Here is a 17,729-nt window from a genome sequence, read left to right on the forward strand (position 1 = left end):
GCCTTTCAGCGCCGATGGTACTGCAGGGGGGACCCTGTGGGAGAGTAGGACGCCGCCGAACAATCATTGTGGGGAAGCCCCGCACCTTATGGTGCGGGGCTTTTCTGCGTTTTACGGGCGACCCGGTGGGCGGAGCCGGTCGTGGTGGGAGGTAAGGTCAGGGGTCAACGTCGGTACGGTTCCGAGCAGGAGGCCCCCGGGTGGAGGTCCAGGAGACCGAGGTCCAGACGGACCGGGTCCTCACCATCCCCAACATTCTCAGCATGGCGCGTCTTCTCGGCGTGCCGCTGTTCCTGTGGCTCATCCTCCGGCCGGAGTTCGACGGGCCCAACAGTGACGTCTGGGCCCTGGTCGTCCTGATGCTGAGCGGTGTCAGCGACTACCTCGACGGCAAGCTCGCACGGAAGTGGAACCAGGTCAGCAGCCTCGGCCGGCTGCTCGACCCGGCCGCCGACCGGCTGTACATCCTGTCCACGCTGGTGGGTCTCACCTGGCGCGAGATCCTGCCACTGTGGCTGACCGCCGTGCTTTTGGCACGCGAAGTCATGCTGCTCGTCATGGTGGGAATCCTGCGCCGGCACGGTTACCCGCCGCCGCAGGTGAACTTCCTCGGGAAAGCTGCGACTTTCAACCTCATGTACGCCTTCCCGTTGCTGCTTCTCAGTGACGGAACCACCTGGCTGGCGTCACTCGCTGAAGTTTTCGGATGGGCTTTCGCCGTTTGGGGTACAACTCTGTATTGGTGGGCAGGGATCCTCTACGTGGTCCAGGTCCGTCGACTCGTGAAGGCGGATGCCGCGGCCGATTGAGCCCGTCCGTCCCGTGCCGTGCAGCGTCGCCGGCAGGAACGAGGGCGTCCGAGGGCCAGTGACCGGACAGGTCGGCCGGCAGGACCGTCGTCTCTTCAAGGAGGACGCTTCCGACATGAAGGCCGTCGTGATGGCCGGTGGCGAAGGAACCCGCCTTCGCCCCATGACCTCGAGCATGCCCAAGCCTCTGCTGCCGGTGGTGAACCGGCCGATCATGGAGCACGTCCTGCGACTGCTCAAGAGGCACGGTCTCAACGAGACCGTCGTCACCGTGCAGTTTCTCGCGTCGCTCGTCAGGAACTACTTCGGGGACGGCGAGGAGCTCGGGATGGAGCTCACGTACGCCAACGAGGAGAAGCCGCTCGGAACAGCGGGCAGTGTGAAGAACGCCGAGGAGGCGTTGAAGGACGACGCCTTCCTCGTGATCTCGGGGGACGCCCTCACCGATTTCGACCTCAGCGACCTGATCCGATTCCACAAGGAGAAGGGCGCCCTCGTCACGGTCTGTCTGACGCGCGTGCCGAATCCGCTGGAATTCGGCATCACGATCGTCGACGAGGAAGGGAAGGTCGAACGCTTTCTGGAGAAGCCGACCTGGGGACAGGTCTTCTCCGACACCGTGAACACGGGCATCTATGTCATGGAGCCCGAAGTGTTCGACTACGTCGAAGCGGACGTTCCGGTGGACTGGTCCGGAGACGTCTTCCCGCGGCTGATGAAGGAAGGCAAGCCGATCTACGGCTATGTCGCCGAGGGGTACTGGGAGGACGTCGGCACCCACGAGAGCTACGTCAAGGCCCAGGCCGACGTGCTCGAGGGCAAGGTCCAGGTCGACATCGACGGCTTCGAGATCTCGCCCGGCGTGTGGGTCGCCGAGGGGGCGGAGGTGCACCCCGACGCGGTGCTGCGCGGGCCGCTGTACATCGGGGACTACGCCAAGGTCGAGGCCGGCGCCGAGATCCGCGAGCACACCGTCATCGGCTCCAACGTGGTGGTGAAGACCGGGGCCTTCCTGCACAAGGCGGTCGTCCACGACAACGTCTACATCGGGCAGCAGAGCAATCTCCGCGGCTGTGTCATCGGCAAGAACACCGACGTCATGCGGGCGGCCCGGATCGAGGACGGGGCCGTCATCGGCGACGAGTGCATGATCGGTGAGGAATCGATCGTGCAGGGCAACGTCCGGGTCTATCCCTTCAAGACCATCGAGGCCGGAGCCTTCGTCAACACCTCGGTGATCTGGGAGTCCCGCGGGCAGGCCCACCTCTTCGGGGCGCGCGGGGTCACCGGGATCCTCAACGTCGAGATCACCCCCGAGCTGGCCGTGCGGCTGGCGGGGGCGTACGCGACGACGCTGAAGAAGGGCGCCACCGTCACCACCGCGCGCGACCACTCGCGCGGTGCGCGTGCCCTCAAGCGGGCCGTCATCTCCGCACTCCAGGCCAGCGCCATCGACGTCCGCGACCTGGAGAACGTGCCGCTGCCGGTGGCCCGGCAGCAGACCGCGCGGGGGAGCGCCGGCGGGATCATGGTGCGTACCTCTCCGGGGGTGCCGGACTCCGTCGACATCATGTTCTTCGACGAGAGGGGCGCGGACCTCTCGCAGGCCGGGCAGCGGAAGCTGGACCGGGTGTACGCGCGGCAGGAGTACCGGCGGGCCTTCCCCGGGGAGATCGGCGACCTGTCCTTCCCGGCGAGCGTCTTCGACTCGTACACCGGATCCCTGCTGCGGAACGTCGACACGACCGGCATCGCCGAGGCGGGGCTCAAGGTGGTCGTGGACGCCTCCAACGGAAGCGCGGGGCTCGTGCTGCCGAGCCTGCTCGGACGGCTCCAGGTGGATTCGCTGACCATCAACCCCGGGCTCGACGAGTCGCGGCCCACCGAGTCCGTGGAGCGGCGGCGGGCCGGCCTCGTACGGCTCGGGGAGATCGTGGCGTCGGCGCGGGCGGCGTTCGGGGTGCGGTTCGACCCGGTGGGCGAGCGGTTGTCGCTCGTCGACGAGCGGGGGCGGATCATCGAGGACGACCGGGCGCTCCTGGTGATGCTGGACCTGGTGGCGGCCGAGCGGCGGTCCGGGCGGGTGGCGCTGCCGGTGACCACGACCCGTATCGCCGAGCAGGTGGCGGCGTACCACGGCACCCAGGTGGAGTGGACGACCACCTCGCCCGACGACCTGACCCGGGTCGGCCGGCAGGAGTCGACGATCTTCGGCGGGGACGGGCGCGGCGGGTTCATCGTGCCCGAGTTCAGCAGCGTCTTCGACGGGGCCGCGGCCTTCGTGCGGCTCATCGGGCTCGTGGCGCGGACGCAGCTCACGCTGAGCCAGATCGACGCCCGGATCCCGCGGGCGCACGTGATCAAGCGGGACCTGGCGACGCCGTGGGCGGTGAAGGGGCTGGTGATGCGGCGGGTGGTCGAGGCCGCCGGCAGCAGGTCGGTGGACACGACCGACGGCGTGCGGGTCGTGGAGGCCGACGGGCGGTGGGTGATGGTGCTGCCGGACCCGGCCGAGGCCGTCACCCACCTGTGGGCGGAGGGACCCGACGACACCTCCGCGCAGGCGCTGCTCGACGAGTGGGCGCAGGTGGTCGAGAGCGCGGGGCGCTGACCGGAGGGCGGAGCGCGGCCGGACGGCGCCATCTCGGTGCCGTCCGGCCCTTCCCGGGGGCCATTCGGCGGTAGGGCGTGCGACGTGCGACGATGTGCGGCATGTCGCAGCAGCCCCCCGTTCGGAGCACTGGTTCTCCGCCCCCGCGCCCGGACGCGTCGATGTCGCTGCTGAACAACGTCATCGACCACGCGCTGGACGACGGGTACGCGGAGGCGACCGCGCGGCGCCGGGCCGAGGGCGGTGCGCTGCCCAAGCCGCTGCGGGCGAAGCTGGGGCTCGCGGCGGGTCTGGTGCTGGCCGCCGCCGTCGTGACGGTGGGCGCGGCCGAGGCCCGGATCTCGGCCCCCGTGGTCGCCAAGGAGCGGCAGGAGCTCATCGGCCGGATCGAGGACGAGAACGCGGCGGCCGACGGCCTGGAGCGGGACGTCGAGCGGATCCGGCTCGAGGTCGGCGAGCGGCAGCGTGCCGCGCTCGAAGAGCACGGCGGCGACCAGACGGAACTGGTCGCCCTGCTCTCGGGGGCCACCCCGGTGCGCGGTCCCGGGGTGAAGCTCGTGGTCGACGACGCCAAGGGGTCCGACAGCGGGGGCGGCGGTCCGCGCGAGAGCGCCGGCTTCTCCGACACCGGGCGGGTGCGCGACCGTGACATGCAGCGGGTGGTCAACGGGCTGTGGGAGTCCGGCGCGGAGGCCGTGTCGATCAACGGCCAGCGGCTGACCTCGCTCTCGGCGATCCGGGCCGCCGGTGACGCAGTACTCGTCGACAACCGGCCGCTCGTGCCGCCGTACACCGTCCTTGCGATCGGGGACGGGCAGCGGCTGAGAACGGCCTTCCAGGACAGTGCCGACGGGCAGTACCTGCACGCGCTGGTGGAGAACTTCGGGATCCGCAGCACCACCTCGGTCGAGGGCGAGCTGAGCCTGCCGGCCGCGCCGAGCCTGATCGTACGTACAGCTGAGCCGAGGGGGGCCGGGGCGGCGACGCCGACCGGCCGCGCCACGGCCGACAAGGGGAAGGCAACATCGTGATCGCCGTACTGGGCCTGATCGTCGGAGTCGTGGCGGGACTGCTGGTCCGGCCCGAGATCCCGGCGGTCGTCGAGCCCTATCTCCCGATCGCCGTGGTCGCCGCCCTCGACGCGGTCTTCGGCGGTCTGCGGGCCATGCTCGACGGGATCTTCGTCGACAAGGTCTTCGTGGTCTCGTTCCTGTCGAACGTGGTCGTGGCCGCGCTGATCGTCTTCCTCGGCGACAAGCTCGGCGTCGGCGCGCAGCTCTCCACGGGTGTCGTCGTCGTGCTCGGCATCCGGATCTTCTCCAACGCGGCCGCGATCCGCCGCCATGTCTTCCGGGCGTGAGGCCGATGAGTGTGAACCCGAACGAGAAACCGAACGAGAACCCGGACGGGAAGCTGAACGAGAAGCCGGACGAAGGCGTCGAGAAGCCGGAGGCGCCCGCGACGGCGGTCGAGCCCGAGACACCGGCGGCCCCGGCCGTGGAGGGCGCCGAGAGCGCTCCCGAGGCCGCCGTGCCCGCCGCGGGCGAAGGGCCCGGTGCCGGGGCGCCGAGCGGTCGCCGGAGGCTCGCGGACGCGTTGTGGCCGCCGCGGGTGACGCGGGCCCAGCTCGTCGTGGCGCTGCTGCTGGCCTGTCTGGGCTTCGGCCTCGCCATCCAGGTCTCCTCGACCAGCGAGGGCAGTGCCCTGCGCGGGGCGCGGCAGGAGGATCTCGTACGGATCCTCGACGAGCTCGACGACCGTACGCAGCGCCTGGAGGACGAGAAGGCGCGGCTCGAGAAGCAGCGCTCCGAGCTGGAGTCCAGCTCCGATCAGGCCGAGGAGGCCCGTCGGCAGACGCAGGAGAAGGAGCGGCAGCTCGGGATCCTGGCCGGCACGGTGGCGGCCGAGGGGCCGGGCATCACGCTGACGGTGACCGACCCGGTCGGCGCGGTCGAGTCCGACATGCTGCTCGACGCCATCCAGGAGCTGCGGGCGGCCGGCGCGGAGGCGATCCAGGTCGACGGCGTGCGCGTGGTCGCCAACAGTTATTTCACCGGTGGCGGTGAAGACATGCGGATCGATGGAACGCCGGTGACCGCTCCGTACGTCTTCAAGGTCATCGGCAAGCCCGAGGATCTCGAGCCCGCGCTCAACATCCCCGGTGGAGTCGTCCAGACCCTCGAGAAGGAGCAGGCCACGGCCACGGTGGAGCGGTCGGCGAAGATCGTCGTCGACGCCTTGCGACCCGTGAAGCGGCCTGACTACGCTCGGTCGTCCTCCCCGTGAGAGAGGGGGGCGAGGGGTCCCGCGACATGGGCTGGAGCGTTGCGGGGGGTCGGCGCACCACAACGGTGGTGCGTGGTGGAAACTGTCCGGAGGATACGGACGTTGTGAAGGTGTCCGGGTCGGCAGGTGTGATGGATCTCGGTTCGTCCTGCCCCACGGGCGGGTCTGTTTCGGTCAAGGGGAATCGCCCGTGAAGTTGTTTGCGAAGTTGTTCGGCAAGAGCGCACGCGAGGACGGCGGCAACGCCAGGCACCGTGCGCCGCGCCACACCCAGAGCGAGGAGCAGGGCGGCGAGCGTCCGCTCTTCCGCGACGAGGTCGGTGGTCAGGGCGCGTCGTCTGTTGACCCCGCCGGTGCCCCGCGCATAGGTTTCGGTGAACCATCAACCTCAAGTGCGGGTGGAGGGTTCACCCCCGATCCGTACGCGACCCAGACCTCCGCGGGGCAGCCGAGGCAGGAGGACGCGTCCATGCCGGTGTGTACGAGGTGCGGTCACCGCAATACGGCGGACAGCCGGTTCTGCTCCCACTGCGGCACTCCGCTGCGGGGCGGGATCGCCGCCGAGCGTCCCTCCGAGACGACGTCGACGATCTCGATCTCGGGTCTGGAGGCGTACGACGCGGAGACCACCGGCCAGATCGCGATGCCGGCGCTGTCCCCCGAGGCCCTCGCGGCCGTCGAGGCGCTGCCGCCGGGCTCCGCGCTCCTGGTGGTGCGCCGCGGTCCGAACTCGGGCAGCCGCTTCCTCCTGGACGGCGAGCTGACGACGGCCGGCCGGCACCCGCAGAGCGACATCTTCCTGGACGACTTCACGGTCTCCCGGCGGCACGTGGAGTTCCGCCGGCGCCAGGACGGCAGCTTCACCGTCGCCGACGTGGGCAGTCTCAACGGCACCTACCTCAACCGCGAGCCGATCGACACCGACGTGGTGCTCAACAACGGCGACGAGGTGCAGATCGGCAAGTACCGGCTGGTCTTCTACGCGAGCCAGCGAGGCGTCTGACACGCCTGGCGGAGATCCTTCAGGAAAGGTCCATGGTGCGAACACCGACGGGCGGTGCCGGATCCGGCACCGCCACCGCGGGTGACCGGCTGGTGAGTATCGGCACCGTGCTGAACCAGTTGCGGGACGAGTTTCCCGAAGTGACGATCTCCAAGATCCGCTTCCTGGAGGCCGAGGGGCTCGTCGAGCCGCGCCGTACGGCCTCCGGGTACCGGAAGTTCAGCCCGGAGGACGTGGAGCGGCTCGCCGCCGTCCTGCGGATGCAGCGGGACCACTACCTTCCGCTGAAGGTCATCCGGGAGCACCTCGACGCCCTCGCCCGGGGCGAGCAGGTGACGCTCCCCGCTCCCGGTCGGCGTCGTGACCTGCTGGACGGGCTGCTCGACGGTCCGGTGGACGAGGAGGGCGGCGAGCGGCCGACCGCGGCGCGCCTCGGCCGGGCCGAGCTGGTCGCCGCGGCCGGGGTCACCGACGCCGACTTGACGGAGTGGGAGTCGTACGGCCTGCTCGTCGAGAACGAGGGCGGCGGCTACGACCCGGAGAGCGTCACCGTCGCCAGGATCGTCGCCGACCTCGGCCGGTTCGGGCTCGAACCCCGGCACCTGCGGTCCGTGAAGGCCTCGGCGGACCGGGAGGCCGGGCTGATCGAGCAGGTCGTGGCGCCGCTGCGCCGGCACCGCAACCCGCAGACCCGGGCGCACGCCGAGGAGACGGCCGCCGATCTGGCGCAGCTCTCGGTGCGGCTGCACGCCGCGCTGGTGCAGACGGCGCTCGGGATCCGCCTCCAGTGACGGTCCCGGAGCGCTTCGCGGCGGGGTGCGGAGGGCGCTGAGCGGGGGCCCGACTATCCAAACCGGTCGGCCACGTCCTAGGGTTGCTGTGTGAACGAGCTCGACGTTGTGGGTGTCCGGGTGGAAATGCCCTCCAACCAGCCGATCGTTCTCCTGCGAGAGGTGGGGGGCGATCGGTACCTGCCCATCTGGATCGGACCCGGCGAGGCGACCGCGATCGCCTTCGCCCAGCAGGGCATGGCCCCGCCGAGGCCGCTGACGCACGACCTGTTCAAGGACGTGCTGGAGGCGGTGGGGCAGGAGCTGACCCAGGTCCGCATCACCGATCTGCGGGACGGGGTCTTCTACGCCGAGCTGGTCTTCGCCAGCGGTGTGGAGGTGAGCGCGCGGCCGTCCGACGCGATAGCCCTGGCCCTGCGGACCGGTTCGCCGATCTTCGGCAGCGACGGCGTCCTCGACGACGCCGGGATCGCGATCCCCGACGAGCAGGAGGACGAGGTGGAGAAGTTCCGCGAGTTCCTCGACCAGATCTCGCCCGAGGACTTCGGGAGCCAGTGAGGGGCCGCTCCCGGGGCGGGGGCGCGTGCGGATCGGACCGGGATCGGACCCGGATCGGACGGGGATCCGACCGGGCGTGCTGCGGGGCTGCCCGGGATCGCACCGGGTGCGGTGCGGGGCTGCCGGAGGGCGCCGTCGGCGCATTCGAGTAGCCTTTCCCCGGGGTGGGACACGTGAAACCACTCTCTGGGTGATTATCACTCGGCGTGCCGAGTGTGGCGATCGTTGACGCACCCCTAGCGACTGCCTACCTTCGAGTGGGCAGGTCAAGGACGGAGGGTCGGCGTGATGAGCAGCGCGGACGGTACGGCAGGGAGCTCGCTCGGACGAACGTCCGGGTAGAGCGCCGCGTATCCGCTTCACGGCAATGTGGGCGACTTCGGTGGCTTCGGTACGGAGACGGCGAGTGCCGGGGCGGCGGACGAGGCGATCGGATACCGCGGCCCCACGGCCTGCGCGGCCGCCGGGATCACCTACCGCCAGCTGGACTACTGGGCGCGCACCGGGCTCGTCGAGCCGAGCGTGCGGCCCGCGTACGGCTCCGGCACGCAGCGGCTCTACAGCTTCCGGGACGTCGTCGTCCTGAAGATCGTCAAGCGCTTCCTCGACACGGGCGTCGCGCTCCAGAACATCCGGGCCGCCGTGCAGCACCTGCGCGCCCGCGGCTTCCGCGACCTGGAGCGGATGACGCTGATGAGCGACGGGGCGACCGTCTACGAGTGCTCCTCGCCCGACGAGGTCGTCTCGCTGCTCCAGGGAGGCCAGGGCGTCTTCGGCATCGCGGTGGGCGTCGTGTGGCAGGACGTCGAGGCGGCGCTCTCGCAGCTGCACGGGGAGCGCGTCGACACCGGGGAGACCCTGGTGGGGCACAACCCGCAGGACGAGCTGGCGCGGCGGCGGCGCGACCGGGCCGTCTGAGGCGACCGGGCCGTCCGAGGGGGCCCCGGAGCCGGCCGCGGGGCGGTCGGGGCCGTGTGCTGTCTCCCGTACCGCCCGTTGTCGGTGGTGTGAGGCAGGATCGGAGATGTGAGAGCCGCCCCCACGATCCTTCACCTCGACATGGACGCCTTCTTCGCCGCCGCCGAGCAGGCGTCGAAGCCGAGTCTGCGCGGGAAGCCCGTGGTCGTGGGCGGCCTCGGGCCGCGCGGCGTGGTCGCCACCGCCTCGTACGAGGCGCGGCGCTTCGGCGTGCACTCGGCCATGCCGATGGGGCAGGCGCGGCGGCTCGCACCCAACGCGGCGTACCTGGTGCCGCGCTTCGCCTTCTACCGGGCGATCAGCGGGCAGGTGATGGAACTGCTCGGGCGGCTGTCGCCGCTGGTGGAGCCGCTCAGCCTCGACGAGGCCTTCGTGGACCTGGAGGCCGGCGGGCTCGCGGACGACAGCGCGAGCGCGCGGAGCGTGGGGGAGCGGCTGCGGGCCGAGATCCTGGCGACGACGGGGCTGACGGGGTCGGTGGGGCTCGCGGGGTCCAAGATGCTCGCGAAGATCGCCTCCGAGGAGGCCAAGCCGGACGGCCTGGTGCTGTTCGAGCCCGGGACCGAGCGGGCGCTGCTCGCGCCGCGGTCCGTGCGCATCATCCCCGGAGTGGGGCCGGCCACCGGCGACCATCTGCGGCGGGCCGGGATCACCACGGTCGCCGACGTCGTGGAGGCGGGCGAGGACGAGCTTGTACGGATCCTGGGGCGGTCGCACGGCGCCTCGCTGTACCGGATGGCGCTGGGGCACGACGACCGGCCGGTGGTGGCCGAGCGGGACGCGAAGTCGGTCTCGGTGGAGGACACCTTCGACATCGACCTGCACGACCGGCTGCGGATCCGCCTGGAGGTGGAGCGGCTCGCGGAGCGGTGCGTGGAGCGGCTCCGGCGCTCGGGGCACTCGGGGCGGACGATCGTGCTGAAGGTGCGGCGGTACGACTTCTCGACGCTGACCCGGTCCGAGACGCTGCGGGGGCCCACGGACGACCCTCTGGTGGTGCGGGAGGCGGCGGAGCGGCTCCTCGAACTCGTGGACACGACGGGTGGGGTGCGGCTCCTCGGCGTGGGGGTGAGCGGGCTCGCCGACTACACGCAGGAGGATCTGTTCGCCCAGGCCGAGGCGGAGGCCGGGGCGGGGGTGGGGGCGGAGGCAGGGGCGGAGGCCCGGGCCGGGGACGATGCGGAGGAGGAGCCTGCGGAGAGCGCGGTGGCGGCTGTGGCGGCGGTGGCGGCTGTGGCGCCCGCCGTGGTGCCCACCGCGACCGAGACCGCGCTGCGGCGGTGGGCGCCGGGGAACGACGTGCGGCACGCGGTGCTCGGGGCGGGATGGGTGCAGGGCAGCGGGCTCGGGCGGGTCACCGTCCGCTTCGAGGAGCCCGGGAGCACGGCTCCCGGGCGGGTGCGCACCTTCTCGGTGGACGATCCCGACCTGGAGCCGGCGGATCCGCTGCCGCTGGTGTCCGGTGGGGTGACGGGGGCGGAGGAGACAGGGGCGGAGGAGATAGGGGCGGAGGAGATAGGGGCGGAGAAGACGGGGGCGCGGGGCCGGGCGGCGCCGGTCGTCCGTACGGGTGAGTGAGCCGCCCCGGGCGGCGGGGCGGGCCCCGGCGCCCGGGGCCGCTGCTTCCGAGGGTTTCCCGCGCCCCCGGTGCGCCCGGCCCGGTGCCACGGCGGACGGGGCCGGTACGGGAGCCGGGCCTACGCGGCGTCGTCGTGGCCGGCGATGCGGCCGAAGTCGGGGACGCCGTCCGGCGGGGGCGGGAGGGTCAGTTCGTAGTGGCGGTAGAGCTGGAGCTCCTGCTCGGGGGAGAGGTGGCGGCCCACGCCGAAGTCCGGGGCGTCCTTGATCAGGGCGCGCTCGAAGGGGATGTGGAGGCCGTCGTCGGTCAGCTCGCTCGGCTCCAGGGGGACGAACGCGTCCCTGCTGAACAGGCCGGTGCGGACGGCGGCCCACTCGGGGATGCCGGTCGCGTCGTCCAGGTACACCTCGTCCACGGTTCCGATCTTGTGTCCGTTCCGGTCGAACGCCTTGCGGCCGATCAGGCTGCGCGGATCGATGTCGGTCTGCACGGTCCCTCCAACTGGTCGCAACTGCTCTACACCCCTACGAAAGTGCACAACTGGGATGTCGGCCACTTGAGCGAAGGGAGCGACAACGGCGCTGGTAGGCTGGCTGTGGCTGTCGACACCGTGCGGGAGAGTCCATCGGAGAGGTTTCCGGTGGCGCCGAAGGAGCAAATCCTCCCCGGAATCTCTCAGGCACCCGGTACCGCGCGGGCGAGGTCACTCTGGAAAGCAGGGCGGGAGTCCGACGGCATCCGCTCTCACCGACGGTGAAAGCCGGCGTGCCCACGGGCGTGCCGGTGAAGCTCTCAGGTTGAGATGACAGAGGGGGAGGCCGTCCGGGCACCCGCGCCGTGGTGCCCCTCGCAGGTCGTGACGACCAGGAGGCCCCCGCATCATGACCGCCAACCGCACCCCGCTCTCCGAGCTCGAGCAGGGCATCCCCTTCGAGCAGCGGCACATCGGACCCGACGCCGAGGCGCGGGCCAAGATGCTCGCCCAGGTCGGCTTCGGCTCGCTCGACGAGCTGACGGCCGCCGCGGTGCCGGACGTCATCAAGAACGCCGAGGCGCTGGACCTGCCCGGCGCCCGCACCGAGGCCGAGGTCCTCGCCGAGCTGCGCGCCCTCGCCGGCCGCAACGAGGTCCTGGCCCCGATGATCGGCCTCGGCTACTACGGCACCTTCACCCCGCCGGTGATCCTCCGCAACGTCATGGAGAACCCCGCCTGGTACACGGCGTACACGCCCTACCAGCCGGAGATCTCCCAGGGCCGCCTGGAGGCGCTCCTCAACTTCCAGACGATGGTCGCCGACCTCACCGGTCTGCCGACCTCCGGCGCCTCCCTCCTCGACGAGGGCACCGCCGCCGCCGAGGCCATGTCGCTCGCGCGCCGCGTCGGCAAGGTCAAGAACGGCGTCTTCCTGGTCGACGCCGACGCCCTGCCGCAGACGGTCGCCGTGATCGAGACCCGCGCCGAGCCGACCGGCGTCGAGGTCGTCGTCGCCGACCTCAGCGAGGGCATCCCCGCCGAGATCGCCGAGCGCGGTGTCTTCGGCGTGCTCCTCCAGTACCCGGGCGCCTCCGGCGCGGTCCGCGACATCAAGCCGCTGATCGACGCCGCCCACGAGCTCGGCGCGATCGTCACCGTCGCCGCCGACCTGCTCGCGCTCACCCTGCTCGACTCGCCCGGCTCGCTCGGCGCGGACATCGCCGTCGGCACCACCCAGCGCTTCGGCGTCCCCATGGGCTTCGGCGGCCCGCACGCCGGCTACATGGCCGTCCAGGACAAGCACGCCCGCTCGCTGCCCGGCCGCCTCGTCGGCGTCTCCGTCGACGCCGACGGCAACAAGGCGTACCGCCTCGCCCTGCAGACCCGCGAGCAGCACATCCGCCGCGAGAAGGCCACCAGCAACATCTGCACCGCCCAGGTGCTCCTCGCCGTCATGGCCGGCATGTACGCCGTCTACCACGGCCCCGAGGGCCTGAAGCAGATCGCGCGGCGCACCCACCGGTACGCGGCGATCCTCGCCGCCGGTCTGACCGCCGGGGGCGTCGAGCTCACCAGCGGCGCCTTCTTCGACACGATCACCGCCCGCGTGCCGGGCCGCGCCGACGCCGTCGTCGCCGCCGCCCGCGAGGCCGGCGTCAACCTGTACCGCGTCGACGCCGACCACGTCTCCGTCTCCTGCGACGAGACGACCGGCCGCGAGCAGCTCGCCGCCGTCTGGGCCGCCTTCGGCGTGACCGCCGACGTGGAGGCCCTGGACGCCGTCACCGAGGACGCCCTCCCGGCCGCGCAGCTGCGCTCCGACGCGTACCTCACCCACCCGGTCTTCCACGCGCACCGCTCCGAGACCGCGATGCTGCGCTACCTGCGCCGTCTCGCGGACCGCGACTACGCGCTCGACCGCGGCATGATCCCGCTCGGCTCCTGCACCATGAAGCTGAACGCGACCACCGAGATGGAGCCGGTCACCTGGCCCGAGTTCGGCCAGATCCACCCCTTCGCACCGATCGACCAGGCCCAGGGCTACGTCACGCTCATCACCGAGCTGGAGGAGCGCCTGGCCGAGGTCACCGGCTACGACAAGGTCTCCATCCAGCCGAACGCCGGTTCGCAGGGCGAGCTGGCCGGGCTCCTCGCGGTCCGCGCCTACCACCGCGCCAACGGCGACGAGCAGCGCACCGTCTGCCTCATCCCGTCCTCCGCGCACGGCACCAACGCCGCCTCCGCCGTGATGGCCGGCATGAAGGTCGTCGTCGTGAAGACCGCCGAGGACGGCGAGGTCGACATCGAGGACCTGCGCGCCAAGATCGAGCAGTACCGCGACGAGCTCGCCGTGCTGATGATCACCTACCCGTCGACGCACGGCGTCTTCGAGGAGCACGTCGCCGACATCTGCGCGGCCGTGCACGAGGCCGGCGGCCAGGTGTACGTCGACGGCGCGAACCTCAACGCGCTGGTCGGCCTCGCCAAGCCGGGCCACTTCGGCGGCGACGTCTCGCACCTCAACCTGCACAAGACCTTCTGCATCCCGCACGGCGGCGGCGGCCCCGGCGTCGGCCCGGTCGGCGTCCGCGCCCACCTCGCCCCGTACCTGCCGAACCACCCGCTCCAGCCCACCGCGGGCCCGGAGACCGGTGTCGGCCCGATCTCGGCCGCCCCGTGGGGCTCCGCCGGCATCCTGCCGATCTCCTGGACGTACGTCCGCCTGATGGGCGGCGAGGGCCTCAAGCGCGCCACCCAGGTCGCCGTCCTCGCGGCGAACTACATCGCCAAGCGCCTGGAGCCGCACTACCCGGTCCTCTACACCGGTCCGGCCGGGCTCGTCGCCCACGAGTGCATCGTCGACCTGCGCCCGCTGACCAAGGCGACCGGCGTCACCGTCGACGACATAGCCAAGCGCCTGATCGACTACGGCTTCCACGCGCCGACCATGTCCTTCCCGGTCGCCGGCACGCTGATGATCGAGCCGACCGAGTCCGAGGACCTGGCCGAGCTGGACCGTTTCTGCGACACGATGATCGCGATCCGCGCCGAGATCGAGAAGGTCGGCTCCGGCGAGTGGCCGGCCGAGGACAACCCGCTGCGCAACGCCCCGCACACCGCGGCCGCGCTCGGCGGCGAGTGGGCCCACGCCTACGACCGCGACGTGGCGGTCTTCCCGGCCGGCGTCTCGGCCGCCGACAAGTACTGGCCGCCGGTCCGCCGCATCGACGGCGCCTTCGGCGACCGGAACCTGGTCTGCTCCTGCCCGCCGCTCGACGAGTACGACCACTGAGCGACGGCATCACGACGGCATGACAGAGGGCCGGTCCGGAGTCTCCTCCGGGCCGGCCCTCGGCGCTTCCCGAGCCCCGGATCAGGCCGCCGTCGTCACCCGGCCCGTCGTCAGCGGCCGGTGCGGAGCGATGATCTGCCCGTCCGGCAGCAGTTCGCCGGTGTCCTCGAAGAGCAGGACACCGTTGCACAGCAGGCTCCACCCCTGCTCCGGGTGGCACGCCACCGGAGCGGCGGCCTCACGGTCGGCGGAGTCGGCGGTGGGACAGGCAGGCTGGTGCTGGCACATGGATGGGTTCTTTCGCTGCGTCGTGGTGGATGTCCTGCGGCTGCTCGCGCTCATGGCCGCCCCCGTCGGTCGGTTCGGTTCCGGTCCCAGTCTTGCCGCACGGACGGTCTTCCGCAGGTATTTCGCGTCAGCTCGTCCTCTCCTGGGAAGACGCATCACCCGCAGGGGCGGTTCAGGTCAACACCCCCGCCTTTTCGGGTGGTTCGGGGTGGCCCGAGCGGGCTAGTCCGTCCGGGAGGGGTGTTCGGGAACGGCGTTCGGGAACGGCGTTCGGACGCGGGTCGCGGACAGCAGCGCGCCCCGTGACCCGGGCGGGTCACGGGGCGGGGCGGGCGGACCCGGTCAGGCGGAGGCGGCGGAGCCGAGCAGCGGCGGCGGGGCGAGGCGGGTGCTGAGCACCGGCAGCAGATCGGCCACCCGGTAGGGGCGGTTGGCGGCGATGCCGGGGGGCGCGGGGGCGAGCGGGACCAGGACGTCGGCGGAGTCCGCTCCCGGCTCGGTGCCGTCCGGGTCCGCTTCGGCGTGCAGCCAGAGCGTCAGCATGTACAGCTCCGGCACCGACACCAGCCGCGGCTGGTACGTGCCCGGCAGCGCCTCGGCCTGGGCCAGCGCCCGCTCCGTGGCGGCGACGTACGGCCCCTCGAAGAAGTGCGAGAAGGACCAGCCGTCCGGGGTGAGCATGGTGTCCGCGGCGGCGATCGCCCGGTCCCCGCTGCGGATCAGGAACCGCCAGCCGACGAGCCGGGTGCCGGGCTCGTGTCCCGGGGCCCCGGAGATCCTCAGCACGTGGACGGGCAGCGGGAGTTCGGGGCTCAGCGGTCCCGGAGCGGCCCGCAGGGCCGGGGTGCGGGCCTCTCGGACGGCCGTGGGCGAGCCCAGTGCCGCGAGGACACTGCGCAGGGCGGGCGCGGGGGCCGGGGAGGGTCGGAGCATCGTGTGGGTCGCCTCTCGCTCAGGAGACACGGGGATACGGATACGGGTGCGGGTTCCTGGTACCGGTCTCGGTACGGCTCTCGGTGCGGTGCTGGTACGTACCCGTCTCGGTACGGGTGCTGGTGCGGCGATGCGCGGCGGCGGGGCCGGGTACGACGGCGCTGTCGCGACGGGGGCGGAGCGGGGGGCCACGGGTCGTGGCCGTACGCCGGCGCTCTGCCTCGTCCGCGGAGTTTATACGACACGTGTTCAGAGATTGTTTCCGCTAGCCCCGTCCGATATTCCTGACAAGGCGTCATCAGGTCGTATCCGGTGGGCGGTGCGGCGGAATCGGAGCGTGGACAGGATCTCCGTCCTCGCATTCCCCGGCAAGCCGGACGTCGAAATTCCGAAAGCCGTACCCGGCTGCACCGGGGCGGCAATATGACATTGGTATATGTCCCCGCCCCGCTCCGAAGGCGAGGGTCCGCGCGGGCGCCGGCAGGTTCGTACCAGACTATCCGTGGAGCGGCCGGAAACGCAGGCGTTGTCGATCAGTGGCGTGGGCATCATCGTCCGTACGCGCGGCCCCGCCCGGTGGCCGCCCACGCGGGAGGGACGCCTCGATGGGGGAGAAGGTCGTGACGGACGGGTTCGGCCCGGCCGACCGGCAGCGCTACCGGCGCAAGCTCCAGCAGTGTCTGGCGGGGCTCGCCCGGCTCCTCGCGGAACAGCGCTTCGACCGCCCGCGCAACCTCATGGGCGTCGAGATCGAACTCAATCTCGCGGGCTCCGACGGACTCCCGAGGATGCTGAACGAAGCCGTCCTGGAAAAGATCGCCAGCACCGATTTCCAGACCGAACTCGGAATGTTCAACCTGGAAGTGAACATCGCCCCGCGCAGGCTCGGCGGCCACGTTTTCGACCGGCTCGCGGAAGAGCTGAGAACGGGTCTGGGATATGCCGACCGGCAGGCCGCGGAACTCGACGCCGGGGTCCTCATGATCGGGATACTGCCGACCCTCTCCCGGCGCGACCTGGTCTTCGAGAACCTTTCCTCGGCCGACCGCTACGCCCTGCTCAACGACCAGATCCTGGTCGCCCGCGGGGAACAGATCACGCTCGACATCCAGGGCGTCGAAAGACTCCGGCACACCTCGGAGTCGATCGTCGCGGAGGCCGCCTGCACCTCCGTGCAGCTCCACCTCCAGGTGACGCCGGCCCGCTTCGCCTCCGTCTGGAACGCGGCCCAGGCCGTGGCCGGCGTGCAGATAGCCCTCGGCGCCAACTCGCCCTTCGTCTTCGGCCGGGAGGTGTGGCGCGAGTCCCGTCCGCCGCTCTTCACCCAGGCCACCGACACCCGTCCGCCCGAACTCCAGTCCCAGGGCGTCCGGCCGCGCACCTGGTTCGGCGAGCGGTGGGTGGACTCGGTCTACGACCTCTTCGAGGAGAACGTCCGCTACTTCCCCTCGCTGCTGCCGCTGTGCGACGAGGAGGACCCGCTGCGCGTCCTCGACGAGGGCGGGGTGCCGCAGCTGAAGGAACTCGTCCTGCACAACGGCACGGTCTACCGCTGGAACCGTCCGGTCTACGGCTGGGTCGACGGCGTCCCGCACCTGCGGGTCGAGAACCGGGTCCTGCCCGCGGGCCCCACCGTCACCGACGTCATCGCCAACGCCGCCTTCTACTACGGGCTCGTCCGCGCGCTCGCCGACGAGCCGCGCCCGCTGTGGAAGCGGATGGACTTCGCGGACGCCGAGGCCAACTTCGACGCCGCCTGCCGCCACGGCATCGAGGCGGAGCTGCGCTGGCCCCGGCCGGGCCGCGTCGGCGGCGTGGCGAGCCGGCCTGCCGTGCGGCTCGTCCTCGACGAGCTGCTGCCGCTGGCCGCCGCGGGGCTCGACGCCTGGCACGTCGACCCGGCGGACCGCGACTACTACCTGGGCGTCATCGAGCAGCGCTGCCGCCGCCGGGTCAACGGCGCGTCCTGGCAGGCCGACACCTTCCACCAGGCCCTGGAGGCGGGCCTCGACCGGGACGCGGCCCTGGCTGCCACCACCCGGCGGTACCGCGCGCTGATGCTGGAGGGCGAGCCGGTGCACACCTGGCCGGTGGGGGTGGCGGGGGCCTGAGCCCGCCCCGGATGG

15 protein-coding genes and 1 riboswitch are annotated in these 17,729 nt (G+C 71.7%); of the genes, 12 read left to right on the forward strand and 3 right to left on the reverse strand.

From position 1 onward, the window contains the following. The first annotated feature begins 200 nt into the window (after positions 1 to 200). The 10 genes from HHL19_RS30855 (at position 201) to HHL19_RS30900 (ending at position 10,614) form a co-directional block, all read left to right on the forward strand. Positions 201 to 809, forward strand: coding sequence for a CDP-alcohol phosphatidyltransferase family protein (locus HHL19_RS30855; RefSeq protein WP_169093686.1), 609 nt, complete (start codon positions 201 to 203; stop codon positions 807 to 809). Positions 810 to 924: 115 nt separating this feature from the next. After that, positions 925 to 3,420 (forward strand): mannose-1-phosphate guanyltransferase, encoded by a 2,496-nt coding sequence (locus HHL19_RS30860; RefSeq protein WP_169093687.1) that lies wholly within the window; start codon positions 925 to 927, stop codon positions 3,418 to 3,420. Positions 3,421 to 3,512: 92 nt separating this feature from the next. Then, the gene (locus HHL19_RS30865) at positions 3,513 to 4,451 is read left to right on the forward strand and encodes a DUF881 domain-containing protein (RefSeq protein WP_206325572.1); all 939 of its coding nucleotides are present in this window, start codon (positions 3,513 to 3,515) and stop codon (positions 4,449 to 4,451) included. Then, positions 4,448 to 4,780 (forward strand): small basic family protein, encoded by a 333-nt coding sequence (locus HHL19_RS30870; RefSeq protein WP_030492461.1) that lies wholly within the window; start codon positions 4,448 to 4,450, stop codon positions 4,778 to 4,780. The genes HHL19_RS30865 and HHL19_RS30870 overlap by 4 nt, the downstream gene beginning before the upstream one ends. Continuing rightward, positions 4,777 to 5,706 carry a DUF881 domain-containing protein gene (locus tag HHL19_RS30875; protein ID WP_346768489.1) on the forward strand — a complete coding sequence of 310 codons (930 nt, stop codon included), beginning with the start codon at positions 4,777 to 4,779 and terminating at the stop codon, positions 5,704 to 5,706. Before HHL19_RS30870 ends, HHL19_RS30875 begins: the two co-directional genes overlap by 4 nt. 82 nt (positions 5,707 to 5,788) lie before the next feature. Further along, positions 5,789 to 6,709: an FHA domain-containing protein gene (locus HHL19_RS30880; RefSeq protein WP_206325574.1), complete on the forward strand. Its 921-nt coding sequence runs from the start codon at positions 5,789 to 5,791 to the stop codon at positions 6,707 to 6,709. Positions 6,710 to 6,741: 32 nt separating this feature from the next. Beyond that, positions 6,742 to 7,500 carry a MerR family transcriptional regulator gene (locus HHL19_RS30885; RefSeq protein ID WP_169093691.1) on the forward strand — a complete coding sequence of 253 codons (759 nt, stop codon included), beginning with the start codon at positions 6,742 to 6,744 and terminating at the stop codon, positions 7,498 to 7,500. 90 nt (positions 7,501 to 7,590) lie between these two features. Next, on the forward strand, positions 7,591 to 8,058 hold the full coding sequence (locus HHL19_RS30890; RefSeq protein ID WP_030492457.1) for a bifunctional nuclease family protein: 468 nt from the start codon (positions 7,591 to 7,593) through the stop codon (positions 8,056 to 8,058). A 369-nt stretch (positions 8,059 to 8,427) separates the two neighbouring features. After that, complete coding sequence (locus tag HHL19_RS30895; protein ID WP_169093692.1) at positions 8,428 to 8,976, forward strand: MerR family transcriptional regulator; 549 nt, start codon at positions 8,428 to 8,430, stop codon at positions 8,974 to 8,976. A 108-nt stretch (positions 8,977 to 9,084) separates the two neighbouring features. Continuing rightward, a complete protein-coding gene (locus HHL19_RS30900) occupies positions 9,085 to 10,614 on the forward strand; it encodes a DNA polymerase IV (protein WP_169093693.1) in 1,530 nt (509 codons plus the stop codon). A gap of 119 nt (positions 10,615 to 10,733) precedes the next feature. Here the strand turns inward: HHL19_RS30900 and HHL19_RS30905 are convergent, their stop codons facing one another. Next, positions 10,734 to 11,105 (reverse strand): PRC-barrel domain-containing protein, encoded by a 372-nt coding sequence (locus HHL19_RS30905; RefSeq protein WP_169093694.1) that lies wholly within the window; start codon positions 11,103 to 11,105, stop codon positions 10,734 to 10,736. A gap of 113 nt (positions 11,106 to 11,218) precedes the next feature. Continuing rightward, a riboswitch (glycine riboswitch) is annotated at positions 11,219 to 11,317 on the forward strand. A gap of 179 nt (positions 11,318 to 11,496) precedes the next feature. Here HHL19_RS30905 and gcvP point away from each other — a divergent pair. Continuing rightward, positions 11,497 to 14,382, forward strand: a complete 2,886-nt coding sequence (gcvP, locus tag HHL19_RS30910; protein ID WP_169093695.1) for an aminomethyl-transferring glycine dehydrogenase — start codon at positions 11,497 to 11,499, stop codon at positions 14,380 to 14,382. 81 nt (positions 14,383 to 14,463) lie between these two features. On the opposite strand, the gene HHL19_RS30915 is transcribed toward gcvP, so the two are convergent. Next, complete coding sequence (locus HHL19_RS30915; protein WP_043229447.1) at positions 14,464 to 14,670, reverse strand: DUF5999 family protein; 207 nt, start codon at positions 14,668 to 14,670, stop codon at positions 14,464 to 14,466. A 342-nt stretch (positions 14,671 to 15,012) separates the two neighbouring features. Further along, positions 15,013 to 15,603 carry a hypothetical protein gene (locus HHL19_RS30920; protein ID WP_169093696.1) on the reverse strand — a complete coding sequence of 197 codons (591 nt, stop codon included), beginning with the start codon at positions 15,601 to 15,603 and terminating at the stop codon, positions 15,013 to 15,015. 605 nt (positions 15,604 to 16,208) lie between these two features. Between HHL19_RS30920 and HHL19_RS30925 the strand changes: the two genes are divergently transcribed. Further along, entirely contained in the window at positions 16,209 to 17,714 is a 1,506-nt protein-coding gene (locus HHL19_RS30925; protein WP_169093697.1) for a glutamate-cysteine ligase family protein, read from the forward strand. The last annotated feature ends 15 nt before the right edge of the window (positions 17,715 to 17,729 follow it).

The organism is Streptomyces sp. R302, from assembly GCF_012927245.1.
Lineage (GTDB): Bacteria > Actinomycetota > Actinomycetes > Streptomycetales > Streptomycetaceae > Streptomyces.